Genomic DNA, 16,765 nt, shown 5'->3' with positions numbered 1-16,765 from the left:
TAATATGACTGTGTAAAAATTTGTGTATAGAAACCTCCTGATTAGGGTAAGTAAAAACTAATCAGGAGGAATTTTTATGTCAAGAAAAAGACTGTAAACAAAAAGAAGCAAAATAGCAAAAATGTTAATAGAATGATATCAGCCTCAAAGCGCACAAGATATTCAAGAAGCACTAAAAAAATTTTTATGCGATACCATGGAATAACTTTTAAAAGCAGAATTAGACGAGCATTTAGATTATGAATATGGAGAAAAACCGCTATCCTTAAATACAAGAAATGGTTCAAGCAAAAAAACAGTTAGATCATCTTACGGGAATATAGACTTAAATATTCCACGAGATAGAGATGGTTCCTTTGAGCCCCAAGAATTAAAAAAATACGAAAAATACATATCAAACATAGAAAATCAGATAATATCAATGTATGGAAAAGGAATGACAACAAGAGATATATCAAGTTACATCAAAGATATCTATGGCTTTGGCATATCAGAAACAATGGTATAAATGGTAAGTAAAATAACCAACAAAATACTACAAACCATAGAAGAGTGGCAAAATAGACCATTAGAAAAAATCTATCCTATGGTCTTTTTAGACGCCATACACTATCACGTAAGGGAAAACAACATAGTAGTAAAAAAAGCAGTATACAAAGCATCAACAGAAGACTTAGCTTAACAAATCTAGGAATCTTTGAAGAAAAATGGGATAAAAAATATCCAATGTGTATAAGCCCTTGGAAAAACAACAGGGCAGAACTATCAACATATTTCAAATATCTAGAAGGAATAAGAAAACTAATATATACAACAAATGCTATGGAAAACTTCAATAGGCAACTAAGAAAAGTAACTAAAAACAAAACCATATTTCCAAATGACTACACATTACAAAAAAGTTTGTATCTAGCAATGGTAGATATCTCAAGTAAATAGACAAGTAGAATACGTGGCTTGGATAAAATTTTATCTCAATTATCAATATTTTTTGAAGGGAAGTTTTAAAAATCAAAATAGAAAAATGAGTGAAATCGTCTGCAAATTTTCATGAAAATTTTACAGTTTATTAAAGTTGTGTAAAATTAAGAAAAGCTCCATTCCTATAGGAATGGACTAACATTGATACATAAAAAACGTATCAACCCTTACCTTTTTATCAGGATTTAGGTTGATACACAAAATTATTTACAGACACAATATAAGCGTTAATCGTATATCAAGTTATTTTTCTAAATCTTTAGTATTGTCTTCTAGTTCTAAGAACTTATCAAAATCACTTTTGTAGAGTCTATCTTGTATAATTCTGTATTTTTCAAACTCACTTTCTGCGTGCTTTTTAGCAAGAGCTGCAGAGACTTTTCCTGCATCTTTTAGAATTTCTTTATCCCATAATTGTAAAAATCCATTCAATCTTTTTTCCCAATCTTCCATAGTCATAGGGATATGTCTTTCTGCTTGAAGTTCTGCCATGTCCAAATAAGATGAAACAATTCTTTGCATTTGATTTAATTCTTCTTCGTTTAGATAATTTTTTGCAACTACTACATCATATTTATGAATTTTTGAATTTGGAGAGCCTTCCCAAGTAGTAAGTCCCATATTTTTAGTTTTGTGATTGGCTCTATCTACAATTAATTCGGCTGCAGTTTTTCCATGAATGGCATAGTGTAATTTATTTTGAATAGCTGCAAAAAATCTTTTTGTTGCTTTTGCAGATGGATCATAGTCTAAAGAAGTGGCATAAATATCTGTGATTTTTTGATAAAATCTTCTCTCAGATAATCTAATCTCACGGATTTTTACAAGTAATTTTTCAAAATAATCCTTGGTAAGTTTTGTGCCAGAATTTTTGAGTCTTTCATCATCCATTGCCCAACCCTTAATTGTAAAATCTTTTACAATTTGGTTTGCCCACTTTCTAAATTGGACGGCACGTTCGTTATTTACTTTAAAGCCTACTGCAATAATTGCTTGCAGATTATAGTGCTTTGTTTCCCTTGAAACATTTCTAGAACCTTCTTTTTGAACTATTAAGAAATTCTTAATAGTTGCTTCTTCTTGTAATTCATTGTCGTCAAATATTTTTTTTAAGTGCTGATTTATTGCTGCAGTGCTGACATCATAAAGAGCAGCCATCATTTTTTGAGTTAGCCAAATATTTTCATCTTCATATCTAATTTCGATAGCTTCTTGATCATCACCATTCGCTGCAATAAAAGTCAAGTATTCAGCAGCGGATGATCTGATTTGAAGTTCTTTTTTTTCTTGATTTTCGTCTTTGTTTTTATCCACTTCTCTACTCATAATTCCCTCCAAATATAAATTTCATTCTACCTTTAAACACTGGAATACTAATTAAGAATACAATTACATAATGTATAAAAGAATTTATCATCATACTTTTTGTTATTGGTAATTGATGATAAGTTTGACCTATTATTTTAAAAGCGGCTAGAGCGTTTGTTATAAAATCTAGTGCCAACCATAGGGCGACTGATGATCCTATAAAAGCAATTATATAGTTTAAAAGATTACTGATTTTTGGTAGCTTTTGATTTATTAAAACTAGCAATATTCCATAAATTATTACTACTGTAATTGAAAGGGGAATAGCTAATTTGTTATCTAATTTATCTTTTATGGATATATAAAACCCTAAACCTACAACTATAAAATCAATCAAAAATGCTGAGATTTTTACAGAGTAGGTAGAGATGAGATAGTAGAAAACTATTCCAGAAAGGATTAATAAAAAATATCCTGCAATAAAAATTCCCATAGAATCTCCTAATAATAATCATCATGTTCAGGACGATAGTTTTTAAGAAAATCTCCCTGAGGTATATTAACATTAACTGGTTTATTAAACTTGCCCATTTTTGCTAACTCAGAAATTTTTAGATTTAGTAAATTTATATCTACATCTAATTGTCCAGCGATTTCATAATCACAAACTTGATCATTGATATTATCTAGGATATCTTCATCACTTATTAATAAATGAGCTGCAAAAATATTAGCTTCAGTTTCAAATTTATTTGTAGGGTTTAGCACTGTTTGGTCATGAAAAGCTCCGCCACTCATACAATAATCTCTGTGAAGTTGATCGTGACCTAATTCGTGTGCTAATATCGTCTTTCTATTAAAATTTGTGTTACTACTGATAAAAATAAATCTGTTCCTTTGAATATAATGGTACATTCCTAAAAGTATTTTTGTTTCAGGTAGATATACCAGGTTAATATTCAAAGCTTCTATTAATTCGATAGGATCTCGTGTCTTATATTTTTTTATAAGTCGATTAACCTTATCATATATATAGCGATTCATGCTCATATAATCACCTAATCTTTTTTCTTACGACCATATTTCTTATTTTCTCTTTTCGCCTCCCAATAAGCACGAGTAATAGCTTCAAAAGCAGCATCTTTATCTTCATCAGATATTTCTCCACCTGCAAATAAAGAACTTAGACCTTCTGTTAATGCTCTAGCTTTTTCTAATTCTTTTTTGCCACCCATGTTATAAACTCGATTTAAAAACTCATCACTTTCTTCTAAAAGATAATTGTAATCACAGTCCATAACCTCAGCAATTTTTTTGTAAACCTCGACATCTCTTGGGTATCTTTCTCCATCTTCATAATGTACAAGAGTTCTTGTACTTATTCCTATCATTTTTGCAAAATCTGCTTGACTTAACTTTTCTTTTTCACGAAATTCCTTTAATCTATCCGCAAAAGCCATAACTTTAACCTCCTGAACTAATGTGCATTTATAACTTTTAATACGAACAATAGTGCTTGAATTATTTTTCAATTTGAGATATAATACAAACTGAACTTATATTCATATTATAGCACAAACATTCAAGTTTGTAAATAAGTTGTATTGGGGTGATTAGATTGAGAGTAAGTAAAACTTTAAAGAATATAATGAACATGTATGCAGATAGCAACTTGAAATTTGAAGAGATTAGTTCAGCTGCAAAACTTATTTTAAGTTTATATAGACAAGTTACCTGGGCAGTAGATAGTAGGGCAAATTTTATGATGTTTGAGAGTAAAGAAAACTATGGATCAACTTCAGAATCTGCTTACTTGTATCTTTCTACATTTGTTCCAGAAAGAGTTGAAGAAAAGTTTAATAATAGAGTTTCTAATGTGATGGATAGTAAGCTTATGCTTTTAATAATTTATGATGCCTGTGTTAGACTAAAAGTTTATCCAGAATATGGAGACATCTATCATAAGATTATTTATAACTACTACATTTTTGAAAAAAAGATTACTGATGAAGCTTGTATGAGAAGTGTATCTTTAGAGAGAACTGTTTATTATCAAAGAAAAAAGGAAGCAATTGCATTGGTTGGTGTAATAATTTGGGGATATACTCTACCGACTGCTATTAGCCAACTTGAAGACGGTCGTAGCATTGAAGAAATAATGAACATCTAAGAAATTAATTTATGACGAACTTATTGCGTACTATTTCCGAATGAAAAAAGTACCATATACGAATTTTATGTGTACTTAAGTGCATATATAATATCCATGATGGGTGATCTGCACCTAAATTTAATATTGGCATTTATTGACTGAAAGAATTTATTTTCTTTCGGTCTTTTTTTATGCCCAGGAGAATATATGCATAGAATTAGAAGCCCTCCTTGTGTAAATTTCATTTTCAAACAAAAGAAATTCATGTCAACAAGGAGGAAAAATTAATGGACAAAGAATATTATTTATTTGTAGAAGGAAAGAAAGTGGTTGTTAGCAAGGAAGTGTATCTTGCTTATCATAGTGAATTGAATAAAGAGAAATATCAAATGAGAAGAGACAGGTTAAATAACTGTTTCTTTTTTTGTTCCTATGATCATGATGGTAATTTTGAAGAAAATTTAGAAGATCTGGAATTTGATGTTGAAAAAATTATCGAAACAAAGGAAATGATTGAAGAAGTAAGAAGAGCTATTTCTAAACTCAATCCTGTTGAAAGGGATTTGATAGAAAGTCTTTTTTATAAAGAAGAAACAATTAGAGAAGTAGCCGCTAAACTGAATATTTCTAATCCAGCCGTTATTAAAAGGCGTAATAAAGTCTTAGAAAAACTAAAGGAAATGTTAGAAGACTTTTAGATGACAGTTACCAAGAGGGTCTAATTTTCACTGTTACTTATGCAGTGGGAATTGGACCTTTTCATTTAACCAAATTTATTTTTGAAAATTGGTTAGCAAGAAAGGCTTCTTTTCACTGTTAAGTATAAGAGGGTAATTTTAAACAATTTTGTTTCATCAAGATAAGTATTTTCTGATGGTCAAATTTTAAAAAGATTAATAACTCTCGATAAATTTTGAACCTTAACAATTGAATAGACCAAGACAAGACATTAATCATTTTTGGAGCGTGATAACCTATCCGCCAAGATCTTTCTGCTGAATAATTCGGCAAAACAAGTACTGCTAAGCTAAAAGCAAGGGAAGAAGAAAGGGAGCGATAAGTAAGAGTTTGAATATAGGGAGGGATACCCTATTCGCTATGAAGAAAATGAGGATAATGATACTTCTAAGGTTGAAGCCGGCTCATCCTGAACAGAGGCGGAGGTGAGATTCCTATGTTGCTAATCCAAGGCACTTGTCAATGTCAAAAAACTTTAATTTTATATTGTGAGGTAAAACCTATGAATACAAAAGAAAAGAAGAAATATAAACCTAAAGAGCAAATATCAAAAGAAGATTATTCTAAAAAAATTACTTACACTCAAAGTGATAAAGAGTCCCTCGACTTACTAGATATTGTTGAGCTTTATTTATGTAGAGCTTGTATAAGACTATAAGCTGGGGTGCTGACTTAAAAACTTGGGTGCGGTAAAATATAAGTGGTAGAAGAACTCCTTAATGACTATTTGCCCAAATACAAATTAAGGAGGTTTTGTGATGGAAAAATTTGCTTGTATGTATCTTCGTTTATCGAGAGAGGATGGAGATAGCACAGAAAGTAATTCTATTTCAAATCAAAGACAGATTATCAAATCATATGCAAGGGACAATGATTTTAAAGTTGTTGCTGAATATGTAGATGATGGCTTTTCAGGATCTAATTTTGACAGACCAAAATTCAAGAAGATGATTCAAGATCTTGAAGAAAAGAAGTTCAAAACAATTATTGTGAAGGACTTATCCCGTTTCGGGAGAGATTATATCGAATCAGGAAAATATCTTCAAAAGATATTTCCAGAAAAAGGTATAAGGTTTATATCCGTAAACGATAACTATGACAGTGAAAATGCAGATGTAAGCGATACACACCTAATTCTTCCAATAAGAAACTTTATTAATGATTCTTATTGTAGAGATATTTCTATGAAAGTTAAATCTTCAAAAGAGATCAAAAGAAAGAATGGTGAATTTATTGGTGCATTTGCTCCTTTTGGTTATAAGAAGGATAGCAAAAACAAACATAAGTTAGTCGTTGATACAGAAGTTTCACATATAATTGAAAGAATCTTCAATATGAAGATAGACGGTTATTCGTCTAAGGCTATTGCAGATTTTTTAAATAGCATAGGTTGTGTAACACCATCTAAGCATAAAGAAAATTCTGGTGATAATCATACTACTGGTTTTATTGTTAAAGACTCTAAATGGGACGCAAAAATGGTCAATAGGATTATTACAAACAAGGTCTATATAGGAGTGCTTGAACAAGGGAAAACTAGAAAACTAAATTACAAGTCTAAGAGAGAAGTAGAAGTAAATGAAGAAGATTGGATTGTAATAAACGACTCTCATAAGCCTATTATTTCAAAAAGCATTTATGCTTTGGCTAATAAGATGATGCTTCGAGATGTAAAACAATCGGCAGATATACCACATATTTTATCAGGAATGCTTTATTGCAAAGATTGTGGATCTTCAATGGTTAGAAGAAAGGTTAAGTCCAAGAATGGATATAATATTTTTTATATTTGTTCTCACTATAATAACAAAGGAGATTGCACAAGACATAGTATAAAAGAAGACTATCTACTGGATATGACTCTTTTTGCACTTAAAGATTATTTAAAAAAATACAATGAATTACTAAGTCAAGTTAATAAGTTAGATGTATCAAAAGTTACATTTAATATTGACTTTGAAAGCTTAAACTCAGAAAAGAGAAAGTATGAAAGACTTAGACAATCTTTATATATGGACTTAGAAGATGAGCTTATAACTTCTGAAGAGTTTGAAAGGTTCAGAAAAAATTATCTTATTAAGATCAGGGAAATAGAGAAACAAATTGCTACAAAGAAAAATATACTTGCCAACTTGCAAGAAAAGATGAAAAACAAGGACAGTTTGGTTTCCGAAATTGTTCCCACTGATTTAAGCAACTTAAATAGGCTAACAATTGTATCTTTTATAGATAGGATTGAAATCGGAGAAAATAATGAGATTAATTTTGTCTTTAATAATTTGGAAACAGTTAACTTACTGAAGACCCTTATAAAAGAAGAAAGTGAAAGCAAGTCCGAAGTAAAAAAGAATTTGATTTCAATAAATAAGGTATTTGGAAATGCTCTTGAAAATAAGACTCCAATGCAATTAGCTGGAGGTGTTTTATAATGGCAAGAACTTCCAAAAGATATATTGAAAAGAAAAGCGAAAAGACAGAAAGAAAAGTCTTTAAGGCTGGAATTTATACAAGACTATCTAACGAAAGAACAGAAGAGTGGAGAGAAAAATCATACTCAATAGAAACTCAAATACTGTCTTGTAAAGAATATGCATTAAAAGAAAATATAGATGTTTTAGAAGTTTACACTGACTATGAATATAGTGGAACAAACTTTGAAAGACCATCATTTCAGAATATGATGCAAGATATTAGGGATAGAAGAATCAATTGCATTATTATCAGAGATTTATCAAGACTTGGAAGAGAATATCTCGAAATGGGAAGATTAATTGATAAAGTTTTTCCATTTTTAGGGGTTAGATTTATTTCAGTTAATGATAAATTAGACACAGTCAAAGAAACAGATTCAAAGAAATCTTTTGAGGTTACTCTTAAAAATATTATCAACGATATGTATGCTAAGGATATTTCCGTTAAGATAAAGACCTCAAAACACAATAGGGCAAGAAACGGATACTTTATTGGTTCTGTTCCACCTTATGGGTACAGGATTAAAAAATCTAAAGAAGGTCAAAAGCTTGTAATTGATGAAAATGTTAGATTTATTGTTGAAGAGATGTTTGATTTAACTCTTCAAGGCAAAAGCCAATATGAAGTCGCAAAGCATTTTAACGAAAAAGGATATGCTCCTGGAATGATTTACTATAAAACTGGGAGAGTTTACAGAGAAGATGATGATCCTGAATGGAATAAAGGGACAATTTCAAAAATGCTTACAAACCCAGCTTATACAGGGACTTTAGTACAAGGAGTTAAGCAACAAAATCTTGCAAAAGGAATTAAACAACATTTTGTAGATGAAAGTCAGTATATAATTTGTGAGAATGCACATGAAGCAATCATTTCTAAGGAAGTTCACGAAAGAATCTTACGAGAAAGACAAGAAAGAAAGAAAAATCATGTTTTCAGTTCGCCAATGCACAATTTTGAAAATAGGGACTATGAGAACAGATTTAAAGGTCTTGTAAACAATAATAATACTGGCAAAGAACTTAATAGAAGAACTCGTATCTATGGTAAAAATAAAGATAGACTTTACTATTCATTTCAGAATGAGAGATTTAGTGGAAGTATAAAACCCGAAAAATCAGTATTCATTATGGAAAGAGATTTGGATCAGGCTATTAATGATAAGATTTCTGAGTTTATTATGAAGACAACTAGCAAGACAAAATTTGTTAATCGAATTAAAGCTAGATTTAATAACGCAATAGATACTTTTAAGAAAGACATTGAAAATCTTAAAAGAAAAAATCTAAATGAAGAAAATATCATTCAAAGAGCCTATGAGGAATACAGTTTAGGTAAGATTGATAGAGACGAGTATCTATTAAGAAGAGAGATTGCTCAAAGTCATATGGCTACATTTGATAACGAGATTTCAGCAATTGAAGTTAATATATCAAAACTTAAAAAAGAAAGATTACAATCAACAAAATGGATAAATGATTTATATGCTTCAAAGAATTTGGAAAAGCTACCTGGTGATTTAATCCATAGCTTAATTGAAAAAATAATAGTTTATGATAAACACGAATTTGAAATAGTCTTTAAATTCAATATAGATAATTTAGTAGGAGGAACAGACGATGAGTAAGGTTGCTCTTTATATTAGATTATCCGTTGAAGATATGATAAAGACTGATGAGAGTGAAAGTATCATAAATCAAAGAGCTTATCTAAATGATTATCTCGATAAGAATGAAGAATTTAAAAACTTCACAAGAGAAGAATATGTTGATGATGGATATTCTGGAACAAATGAAAATAGACCAGCCTTTCAAAGAATGCTCGAAGATGTAAAGAAAAACAATATACAGACTATAATTGTAAAAGACTTGTCCAGATTTATGAGAGATTATATAACACTTGGAGATTATCTTGAAAATATATTTCCATTCCTAGGAGTAAGATTTATCGCCATAAATGATGGCTATGATAGTGACAAAGAAAAAGGAAATGGAACAGATTTAGATATTCAATTCAAGGGACTATTATATGACTTCTACACAAAAGATATTTCCGAAAAGGTAAAGTCTTCTATGACCACACTTAAAAAACAAGGAAAGTTTTTAGCTTGGAGTCCACCATTGGGTTATATGAAAGATCCTAATGATAGACATAAAATCATAGTAGATGAAGAAACAGCTTGGATAGTAAAGAAGATTTTCAAACTTGCACTTGATGGTATATCTTCAAGAAATATAGCTAAGATATTAAATGAGGAAAAAATTCCAACACCATCAAAAAGAAAGAGTGAATTAACCAATCTTGACTTTGAATATTCAATAATTAGAACTGCGAAAAAACCTAGACCAACTTGGACTAATGGCAATGTAATAGATGTATTAGCAAATGAAAATTATACTGGAACTTACACTTTCAATATGCAAGATAAGTCAGTGTTAAATCCATCTTCTTTTAAATTCAAACCAAAAGAAGAATGGGGAAGAGTTGAGAATAATCATGAAGCTATTATATCTAAAGAAGACTTTGAAAAAGTTCAGAAGATTAAAGAGAAGAATCTATTTATGAAAGGTAAAAATACCGATTATGAATGGAGAAAGAAATCACCATTACAAGGTTTTGCAAAATGTCCAACTTGTAATCACATTCTAGGATGTACTCAATCTAAACACAAAAGACCTGATGGAAGCCTTAGAGTACACACATATTTTACTTGTAGGATATGTAAGTGTAATAATGTAAAACACAAGAACTCAAGAGCAGGAAGCCTTGAAGAGCAAGTATTTGAAGCAATAAAGGAAAAGTATGGTTTAGAAGATCCAATCAAGGATGAAAAAGTAAAAGTTAAACCAATGGAAAAATCTATCGAAGATCTTGAAGCTAAAAAAATGCAGAATTTTGAGAAGTATAAATTAGGCAATATGAATAGACAAAAATTCATTGACTCTAAAAATTTGATAGATGAAGAAATACAAGCAATAAAAGAAAAAATACAAAAAGCAAAAGAAAAAAAAGAAGTAATAGACAACACTAAACTTACCAGAGAATTGATGGAGAAATATATAGACTCAGTAATCTGCGAAGGAAACGAAGTGTTGAACATAATATGGAAGTAGCAAAGGGAGTGAGCAATCGCTCTCTTTTATATTACATAACTATAATCCCTTTTTGTCATAAGCTTGACATGAGAGGGCACATCTGGATTTTTGGTAGCAGCAAGCGAATACCTCAGGGAAAATGACCCAGACCTCTTCTATGATCCAGATAAGGCAAATCACTTCCACAACTCCATGTTCCACGGCTTTGATATGGACACCACCATGCTAAGGATATCAGCCATGAACATGATGCTTCACTCAGTAGAAAACCCGGACATAGCCTACAGAGACTCCCTCTCAGATGATAACCCAGATAGGGATGCCTACAGCCTAATCTTGGCCAATCCTCCCTTCAAAGGCTCACTTGACTATGAATCAGTTTCCACAGACATCATAACAAGCATCAAAACCAAAAAAACCGAGCTCCTCTTTGTAGAACTCTTCATCAAAATGCTCAAACCAGGCGGTAGGGCAGCAGTAATAGTTCCTGATGGAGTATTATTTGGAGCAAGCAAGGCCCACAAAGCCCTAAGAGAAAACCTAATCGAAAACCACGAGCTAAAGGGAGTCATCTCCATGCCAAGTGGAGTCTTTAAGCCATACACAGGAGTATCCACAGGGATCTTAATCTTCAACAAGACTGGCATAGGCGGAACAGATAAGGTCTGCTTCTACGATATGGAAAACGACGGCTACAGCCTCAATGACAACAGGACCCCAATCGAAGAAAATGACATCCCAGATATAATAAAATCCTTCGAAAACCTAGAAGACCAAATAAATAAGCCAAGAACAGGCAAGTGCTTCATGGTAGATAAGGAAGAAATCGCCCAAAACGACTACGACCTATCCATCAATAAATACAAGGAAATCGAATACGAAAAAATCGAATACGATAAGCCAGAAGTCATCATAGGAAGGATAGAAGGCATGGAAAAGGACTTCGCCAAGGGCATAAAAGACCTAAAAGAAATGTTGGGTGATATCTGATGGAGTGGGTGAAATTAGGAGATGTAGCTAGTTATATAAATGGATATAGCTTTAAACCATCAGATTGGCACGGAAATGGATTGCCAATAATAAGAATACAAAACTTGACAAACCCTAATGCTGAATATAACTATACAAATTTAAAATTGGATGAAAAATACCTGATAAACAAAGGTGATATTTTAATCTCATGGTCTGCTACCTTAGATGTCTTTGAGTGGGAAGATGGAGAAGCATATCTTAACCAGCATATTTTTAAAGTTGTATTTGATAAAATAAATATAAATAAAGATTTTTTTAAATATGCTGTGAAATACCTATTGGTGAAATCTTCTAAAAACGCACATGGGTCTACGATGAAGCATTTGACAAGAAAGAATTTTGAAAAAATAAAATTCCCTAAATATACTATCGAAAGACAAGAAAAAATAGCAAATATTTTAAATCAAACAAGCTCCCTAATCCAAACCCGCAAGGACCAGATCCAAGCCTTGGATGATTTGGTGGAGAGTGCATTTAGTCAGTATTTTAAAAATTATAAAAATGAAAATTTAATTTTAGAGGAAATATTTGATTTTATTGATGGTGATAGAGGTAAAAACTACCCTAAGAAAAATGATCTTAAAGACGAGGGATATTGCCTATTTTTAAATGCCAAAAATGTTACTGCTACAGGATTTAAATTTGATGAACTTCAATTTATTTCCAAAGAAAGAGATGATTTATTAAGAAAAGGGAAAGCAAAACTAGGAGATATAATATTAACTACTAGAGGAACTGTTGGAAATATAGCATATTATGATAAATCTGTCAATTTTAATCAAATTAGAATAAATTCAGGAATGGTAATTCTTAGAAGAAAAAAAGAAATTAATCCTATATATTTTCAGCAAATTATAAGAAGTACCCCCATACTAAAATTATCTATGAGCGGAAGTGCTCAACCTCAATTACCTATTTCTAACCTAAAAAAAGTAAAAATACCAGTAATTGAAATCGACCAACAAAACAAATTCGCATCCCTTGTCGAGAAGATAGAGGACCAGAAGGAGATTTTGAATAACTCTCTAAGAGAGCTAGCAGATCTTTTTGATTGTCTTATGCAGGATGCCTTTGATGGATCTCTAATCAAATAAGGAGGCTTTATGGCTGGAAATTTTGATTTTTTGTTAACAAATGAATATTACGATGATTTTGCTACAGCTTGTGTAGAGGCTGAAAGGTCTATGCTTATTTCCTCAGCCTCAGCAGTTGCCGCCAGCCGCAGGGCTATGGAGCTTATTATCAAGTGGATCTATAGGATGGATAAGTCTATTAGGCTGCCTTTGTATGGGGATAGCCTAATTGAGATGATGAATAACCCAGACTTTATTGAAAATATCGATGATCCCAAGCTTATGGATATGCTCCACTTCATCAGAAAGCTGGGCAATAAGGCCATACACGGAGCTAGCAAGATCAAAAAGACATCAGCTATCACTGCCCTTAGGGGGCTCTTTGACTTTGTTGATTTCATAGAATGTGTCTACGGTATGACCGGCTACACCAAGCGAAGTTTTGACGAAAGCAAGGTCCCTACTAGCGATGATTTCAAGGAATTTATAGGTTTTAAAGAGGCAGAGGCCCTCAAGGATAAGTTTGGCGAAGATGATGATAAGTCTCTTGAAGATGCTAGGGATGAAACAGCAGAAAATATCCAAGATGACATAGAAAATGCCAAGCAGAAATCCAAGGATGATCCAGAAAGGATCTACAGGGTCGATCCTTATACAGAAGCTGAAACTAGGAAGGAATTTATTAACCTAGACCTAGAGCTAGCTGGCTGGAAGCTTGATAATAACTACAGGGAAGAAGTAAGGCTTAAGGGCATGCCAAATTCCAAAAACGAAGGCTATGCAGATTATGTTCTCTATGGCAAGGACGGCTTGCCACTGGCTGTCGTTGAGGCCAAGAAGACCAGCAAGGATCCAAGAGTTGGCAGCCACCAGGCAAGTTTATATGCGGATTGTCTGAAGGAAGAATATGGCAGGAGACCTTTTTATTTCTTTACCAATGGCTTTAGGACATATTTTGTAGATGATGAAGGCCAGAGGCTTGTCTCAGGTTTTTATAGTCCAGAAGACCTCCAGAGGCTTATGGATCGCAGAAAGATCGGCAAGAGCCTAGATGTCTTTAAAATTGATGATAATATCACAAATAGGTCCTACCAAAAACAGGCTATACTCGCAAGCATTGAGGCCTTTAATAAGAAAAAGAGGGCGGCTCTTTTGGTTATGGCCACAGGCACTGGCAAGACCAGGACTGCCATATCTATTGTAGATATAATGACCAAGGCCTCCCAGGCTACAAATATCCTATTTTTAGCCGACAGAACAGCCCTTGTCAACCAAGCTATGAGAAACTTCTCAAAGCTTTTGCCAAACCTAAGCCTAACAAACCTCACTGAGGCCAAGAGGGATAAGCCTGACACCATCAAGGCTTCGAGGATGATTTTTTCAACCTACCAGACCATGATCAATTCCATTGACAATGCCCTTGACGAAAGGGGAGAGAGGATCTTTACCGTTGGCCACTTCGACCTAATAGTGATCGACGAAGCTCACAGGTCAATTTACCAAAAATATAAGTCAATATTTGATTATTTTGATGCCAAAATCCTAGGTCTTACCGCAACTCCTAGAGATGATATAGACAAAAATACCTACGAGATCTTTAACCTTGAGGATAAGGTCCCAACCTTCGCCTACAGCCTAGAAGAAGCCATAAAAAACGGCCACTTAGTAGATTTTTATACTATAGAAGCAAGACTAAAGCTCCCACATGATGGGATTGACTATGATAAGCTTGATGAAGAAGAAAAGAAGGAATTTGAAGATACTTTCTGGGAGGATTATAAATATATCCGTTATATAGAAGGGTCTGCCATAAACAATTGGGTCTTTAATACAAAAACAGTAGATAAGGTCATAACCCACTTTATGAAAGAAGGCATAAAGACAGGAAGTGGGGATGACATAGGCAAGACTATAGTTTTTGCCAGAAACCAAGCTCACGCCGACCTCATCAAGGAAAGATTTGATATACTCTACCCACAAAAGGGCCCAGACTATGCAAAAGTCATAAGCTATAATGTAAACTACGCCCAAGACCTCATAGATAAGTTTTCCATAAAAGATGGACTCCCACAGATAGCCATATCTGTAAATATGCTAGATACAGGTATAGATGTTCCTGAAATTGTAAACCTGGTATTCTTTAAGCCGGTTTATTCTAAAATAATGTTTTGGCAGATGATAGGAAGGGGTACTAGACTTTGCCCAGACCTATTTGGAGAGGGGATAGACAAGACACATTTCCTAATCTTTGACTACGGAGACAACTTCGAGAGATTTAAAGTAGAACCTCCTAAGGATATACCGCAAATCATTCCATCCCTTACAGCAAACATATTCAACACCAGGACCCACATAGCCTACTATCTCCAAGAATCCAAGTATAAGGATGAAAATTACCAAGCCTACAGGCAAGAAATCGTAGAAAATTTAGTAGGAAAAGTAGCAAGACTCAACCAAAATGCCTACGATGTAATCCAAAATCGAGAATATTATATAAGGTACAGGGACCTAAAAAGCTGGGGAAATCTTGAAACAGGGGACCTAGCAGATATAAAAGGCCACATAGCAGAATTAATAGAAAAGGATACTAGCCATGAGCTAAGTCAAAGATTTGACCTAAACATGTTAAAAATCCAGCAAGATCTCCTAGAGGGCACAAGGTCAAATACAAGGATCAATATCCTTATAGAAACAGCAGGAAATCTCTCCAAAAAAGATAGCCTAAGCAGGGTTAAGGAGAAAATCGACACCATAAACAGAGTCCTTGAACCAGGCTTTTTTGATAATATAGATATACTTGACTTAGAGAAAATCAGAAAAGACCTAAGAGACCTCATTCCTCTCCTAGATAAGCCTATAAGAAAGACTTATTCAAGTAATTTTGAGGATTATCTTGAAGTGCAGGATCCAACGCAAGGTCTAGCTCCGTCGGTTGACTTAAGGCCTTATGACCAAAGGCTAAGAGATTATATAAGTCAAAAAGCTGGTGATAGCAAGGTCCTAAATAAAATCTATAACAACGAAGAATTAAGCAAAGAAGATTTCTACAAGCTAGAAGAAATCCTCTGGAACGACCTCGGCAGCAAGGAAGACTACCAAAAAGCCTTCGGCGATAAATCAATCTTTGAAATAATGAGAAAGCTAGTAGGCCTAAATAAGGAAAAAATCCAAGCAAACTTCTCAGAAATGTTTGAAAAATACGACCTAAACGCCGACCAGGCCAGATTTATAAAGACAATAATAGAATATTTCGAAAAAAACGGCTACCTCTCCCTAGGAGAAATCCAAAAAGACCCATTCAAATCCATAGGCTCCATAGGCAAAATCTTCTCCAACGACAAAAGCGCATTAGATGTGCTAATAGGGAAGATAAATTATTTGAATGGGTTTAAGGCTTGAGTGTTGATTAAAGAAGGGTTTGTTACAAAATCATTAGAATTGTCGCCCATCCTCAAGGGAAAACCCATCGGACATTAGATAACATCTTAAAAAGTTTTACCCAATATCTTCTTGCTTTAATAGTTATTAAAATTATATTTATTCAATTTTTTTCTAGATTATGCATATATAAATCAAGTTTGTTGGACTAAGTTGGACTACGTCGGACTATGTCGGATATGACTTGAAATTTATGCAATTCTATATATAATAAAAGTAAGAGAAGCCACCTCTTAAATCTCCAAAAAAGCCCTTGACCTATATCAAGGAAAATAAAGATTGCGATTCTCCATGAGAATCAAGACATTTAAAAAGGCAGTAGTTGCACCTACTGCCTTGTCTTTTACTTGTTTTTCCAGTGCTTATCTATATAAATAGCAAGCAAAGCAACTAACAAGGGAAAAATTAAGTTTTCCAGAATAAAGATCGCTATCTCCATAAAAATCACCTCCTTTACTAGGAGATGTTTTTATTAT

At 32.9% G+C, this 16,765-nt stretch carries 12 protein-coding genes and 2 pseudogenes; 10 read left to right on the top strand and 4 right to left on the bottom strand.

Annotated elements, in window-relative coordinates:
* Positions 1–145: 145 nt before the first annotated feature.
* A pseudogene (locus NH288_RS08100) lies at positions 146–1,008 on the top strand (transposase); the annotation flags it as partial.
* A 216-nt stretch (positions 1,009–1,224) separates the two neighbouring features.
* Here NH288_RS08100 and NH288_RS08095 read toward each other — a convergent pair.
* The 4 genes from NH288_RS08095 to NH288_RS08080 are packed head-to-tail and all read right to left on the bottom strand — an operon-like array spanning position 1,225 to position 3,749.
* Complete coding sequence (locus NH288_RS08095; RefSeq protein ID WP_265214499.1) at positions 1,225–2,307, bottom strand: virulence RhuM family protein; 1,083 nt, start codon at positions 2,305–2,307, stop codon at positions 1,225–1,227.
* Positions 2,300–2,782: a hypothetical protein gene (locus NH288_RS08090; RefSeq protein ID WP_265214497.1), complete on the bottom strand. Its 483-nt coding sequence runs from the start codon at positions 2,780–2,782 to the stop codon at positions 2,300–2,302. The genes NH288_RS08095 and NH288_RS08090 overlap by 8 nt, the downstream gene beginning before the upstream one ends.
* 8 nt (positions 2,783–2,790) lie before the next feature.
* On the bottom strand, positions 2,791–3,339 hold the full coding sequence (locus NH288_RS08085; RefSeq protein ID WP_265214496.1) for an ImmA/IrrE family metallo-endopeptidase: 549 nt from the start codon (positions 3,337–3,339) through the stop codon (positions 2,791–2,793).
* A gap of 8 nt (positions 3,340–3,347) precedes the next feature.
* On the bottom strand, positions 3,348–3,749 hold the full coding sequence (locus NH288_RS08080; RefSeq protein WP_000852883.1) for a helix-turn-helix domain-containing protein: 402 nt from the start codon (positions 3,747–3,749) through the stop codon (positions 3,348–3,350).
* Between the two features lie 194 nt (positions 3,750–3,943).
* Here NH288_RS08080 and NH288_RS08075 point away from each other — a divergent pair, with 194 nt between their 5' ends.
* The 9 genes and pseudogenes from NH288_RS08075 (at position 3,944) to NH288_RS08035 (ending at position 16,250) form a co-directional block, all read left to right on the top strand.
* Complete coding sequence (locus tag NH288_RS08075) at positions 3,944–4,459, top strand: hypothetical protein (protein ID WP_414731757.1); 516 nt, start codon at positions 3,944–3,946, stop codon at positions 4,457–4,459.
* Positions 4,460–4,728: 269 nt separating this feature from the next.
* Positions 4,729–5,139 (top strand): RNA polymerase sigma factor, encoded by a 411-nt coding sequence (locus tag NH288_RS08070; protein WP_044567254.1) that lies wholly within the window; start codon positions 4,729–4,731, stop codon positions 5,137–5,139.
* Positions 5,140–5,681: 542 nt separating this feature from the next.
* A complete protein-coding gene (locus tag NH288_RS08065) occupies positions 5,682–5,837 on the top strand; it encodes a hypothetical protein (protein ID WP_002837550.1) in 156 nt (51 codons plus the stop codon).
* Between the two features lie 100 nt (positions 5,838–5,937).
* Positions 5,938–7,608, top strand: a complete 1,671-nt coding sequence (locus tag NH288_RS08060; RefSeq protein ID WP_265214502.1) for a recombinase family protein — start codon at positions 5,938–5,940, stop codon at positions 7,606–7,608.
* Positions 7,608–9,278 carry a recombinase family protein gene (locus NH288_RS08055; protein WP_265214488.1) on the top strand — a complete coding sequence of 557 codons (1,671 nt, stop codon included), beginning with the start codon at positions 7,608–7,610 and terminating at the stop codon, positions 9,276–9,278. Before NH288_RS08060 ends, NH288_RS08055 begins: the two co-directional genes overlap by 1 nt.
* On the top strand, positions 9,271–10,764 hold the full coding sequence (locus tag NH288_RS08050) for a recombinase family protein (protein ID WP_265214487.1): 1,494 nt from the start codon (positions 9,271–9,273) through the stop codon (positions 10,762–10,764). The genes NH288_RS08055 and NH288_RS08050 overlap by 8 nt, the downstream gene beginning before the upstream one ends.
* Before the next feature lie 87 nt (positions 10,765–10,851).
* Positions 10,852–11,736: pseudogene (locus tag NH288_RS08045) on the top strand (HsdM family class I SAM-dependent methyltransferase); the annotation flags it as partial.
* Positions 11,737–11,744: 8 nt separating this feature from the next.
* On the top strand, positions 11,745–12,872 hold the full coding sequence (locus NH288_RS08040; protein WP_265214486.1) for a restriction endonuclease subunit S: 1,128 nt from the start codon (positions 11,745–11,747) through the stop codon (positions 12,870–12,872).
* Positions 12,873–12,881: 9 nt separating this feature from the next.
* Positions 12,882–16,250: a DEAD/DEAH box helicase family protein gene (locus NH288_RS08035; protein WP_265214485.1), complete on the top strand. Its 3,369-nt coding sequence runs from the start codon at positions 12,882–12,884 to the stop codon at positions 16,248–16,250.
* Positions 16,251–16,765 lie beyond the last annotated feature (515 nt).

The sequence above is a fragment of the Anaerococcus sp. NML200537 genome (assembly GCF_026131715.1).
GTDB lineage: Bacteria > Bacillota > Clostridia > Tissierellales > Peptoniphilaceae > Anaerococcus > Anaerococcus kampingae.
The sequence above is the reverse complement of the archived record's forward strand: the minus strand, read 5'-3'. Positions and strand labels throughout refer to the sequence as shown.

What these genes read in the sequence shown, in the direction of transcription:
- NH288_RS08095 (WP_265214499.1), bottom strand. Translation starts at nt 2,307, where the DNA reads ATGAGTAGAGAAGTGGATAAAAACAAAGACGAAAATCAAGAAAAAAAA.
- NH288_RS08090 (WP_265214497.1), bottom strand. Translation starts at nt 2,782, where the DNA reads ATGGGAATTTTTATTGCAGGATATTTTTTATTAATCCTTTCTGGAATA.
- NH288_RS08085 (WP_265214496.1), bottom strand. Translation starts at nt 3,339, where the DNA reads ATGAGCATGAATCGCTATATATATGATAAGGTTAATCGACTTATAAAA.
- NH288_RS08080 (WP_000852883.1), bottom strand. Translation starts at nt 3,749, where the DNA reads ATGGCTTTTGCGGATAGATTAAAGGAATTTCGTGAAAAAGAAAAGTTA.
- NH288_RS08075 (WP_414731757.1), top strand. Translation starts at nt 3,944, where the DNA reads ATGTATGCAGATAGCAACTTGAAATTTGAAGAGATTAGTTCAGCTGCA.
- NH288_RS08070 (WP_044567254.1), top strand. Translation starts at nt 4,729, where the DNA reads ATGGACAAAGAATATTATTTATTTGTAGAAGGAAAGAAAGTGGTTGTT.
- NH288_RS08065 (WP_002837550.1), top strand. Translation starts at nt 5,682, where the DNA reads ATGAATACAAAAGAAAAGAAGAAATATAAACCTAAAGAGCAAATATCA.
- NH288_RS08060 (WP_265214502.1), top strand. Translation starts at nt 5,938, where the DNA reads ATGGAAAAATTTGCTTGTATGTATCTTCGTTTATCGAGAGAGGATGGA.
- NH288_RS08055 (WP_265214488.1), top strand. Translation starts at nt 7,608, where the DNA reads ATGGCAAGAACTTCCAAAAGATATATTGAAAAGAAAAGCGAAAAGACA.
- NH288_RS08050 (WP_265214487.1), top strand. Translation starts at nt 9,271, where the DNA reads ATGAGTAAGGTTGCTCTTTATATTAGATTATCCGTTGAAGATATGATA.
- NH288_RS08035 (WP_265214485.1), top strand. Translation starts at nt 12,882, where the DNA reads ATGGCTGGAAATTTTGATTTTTTGTTAACAAATGAATATTACGATGAT.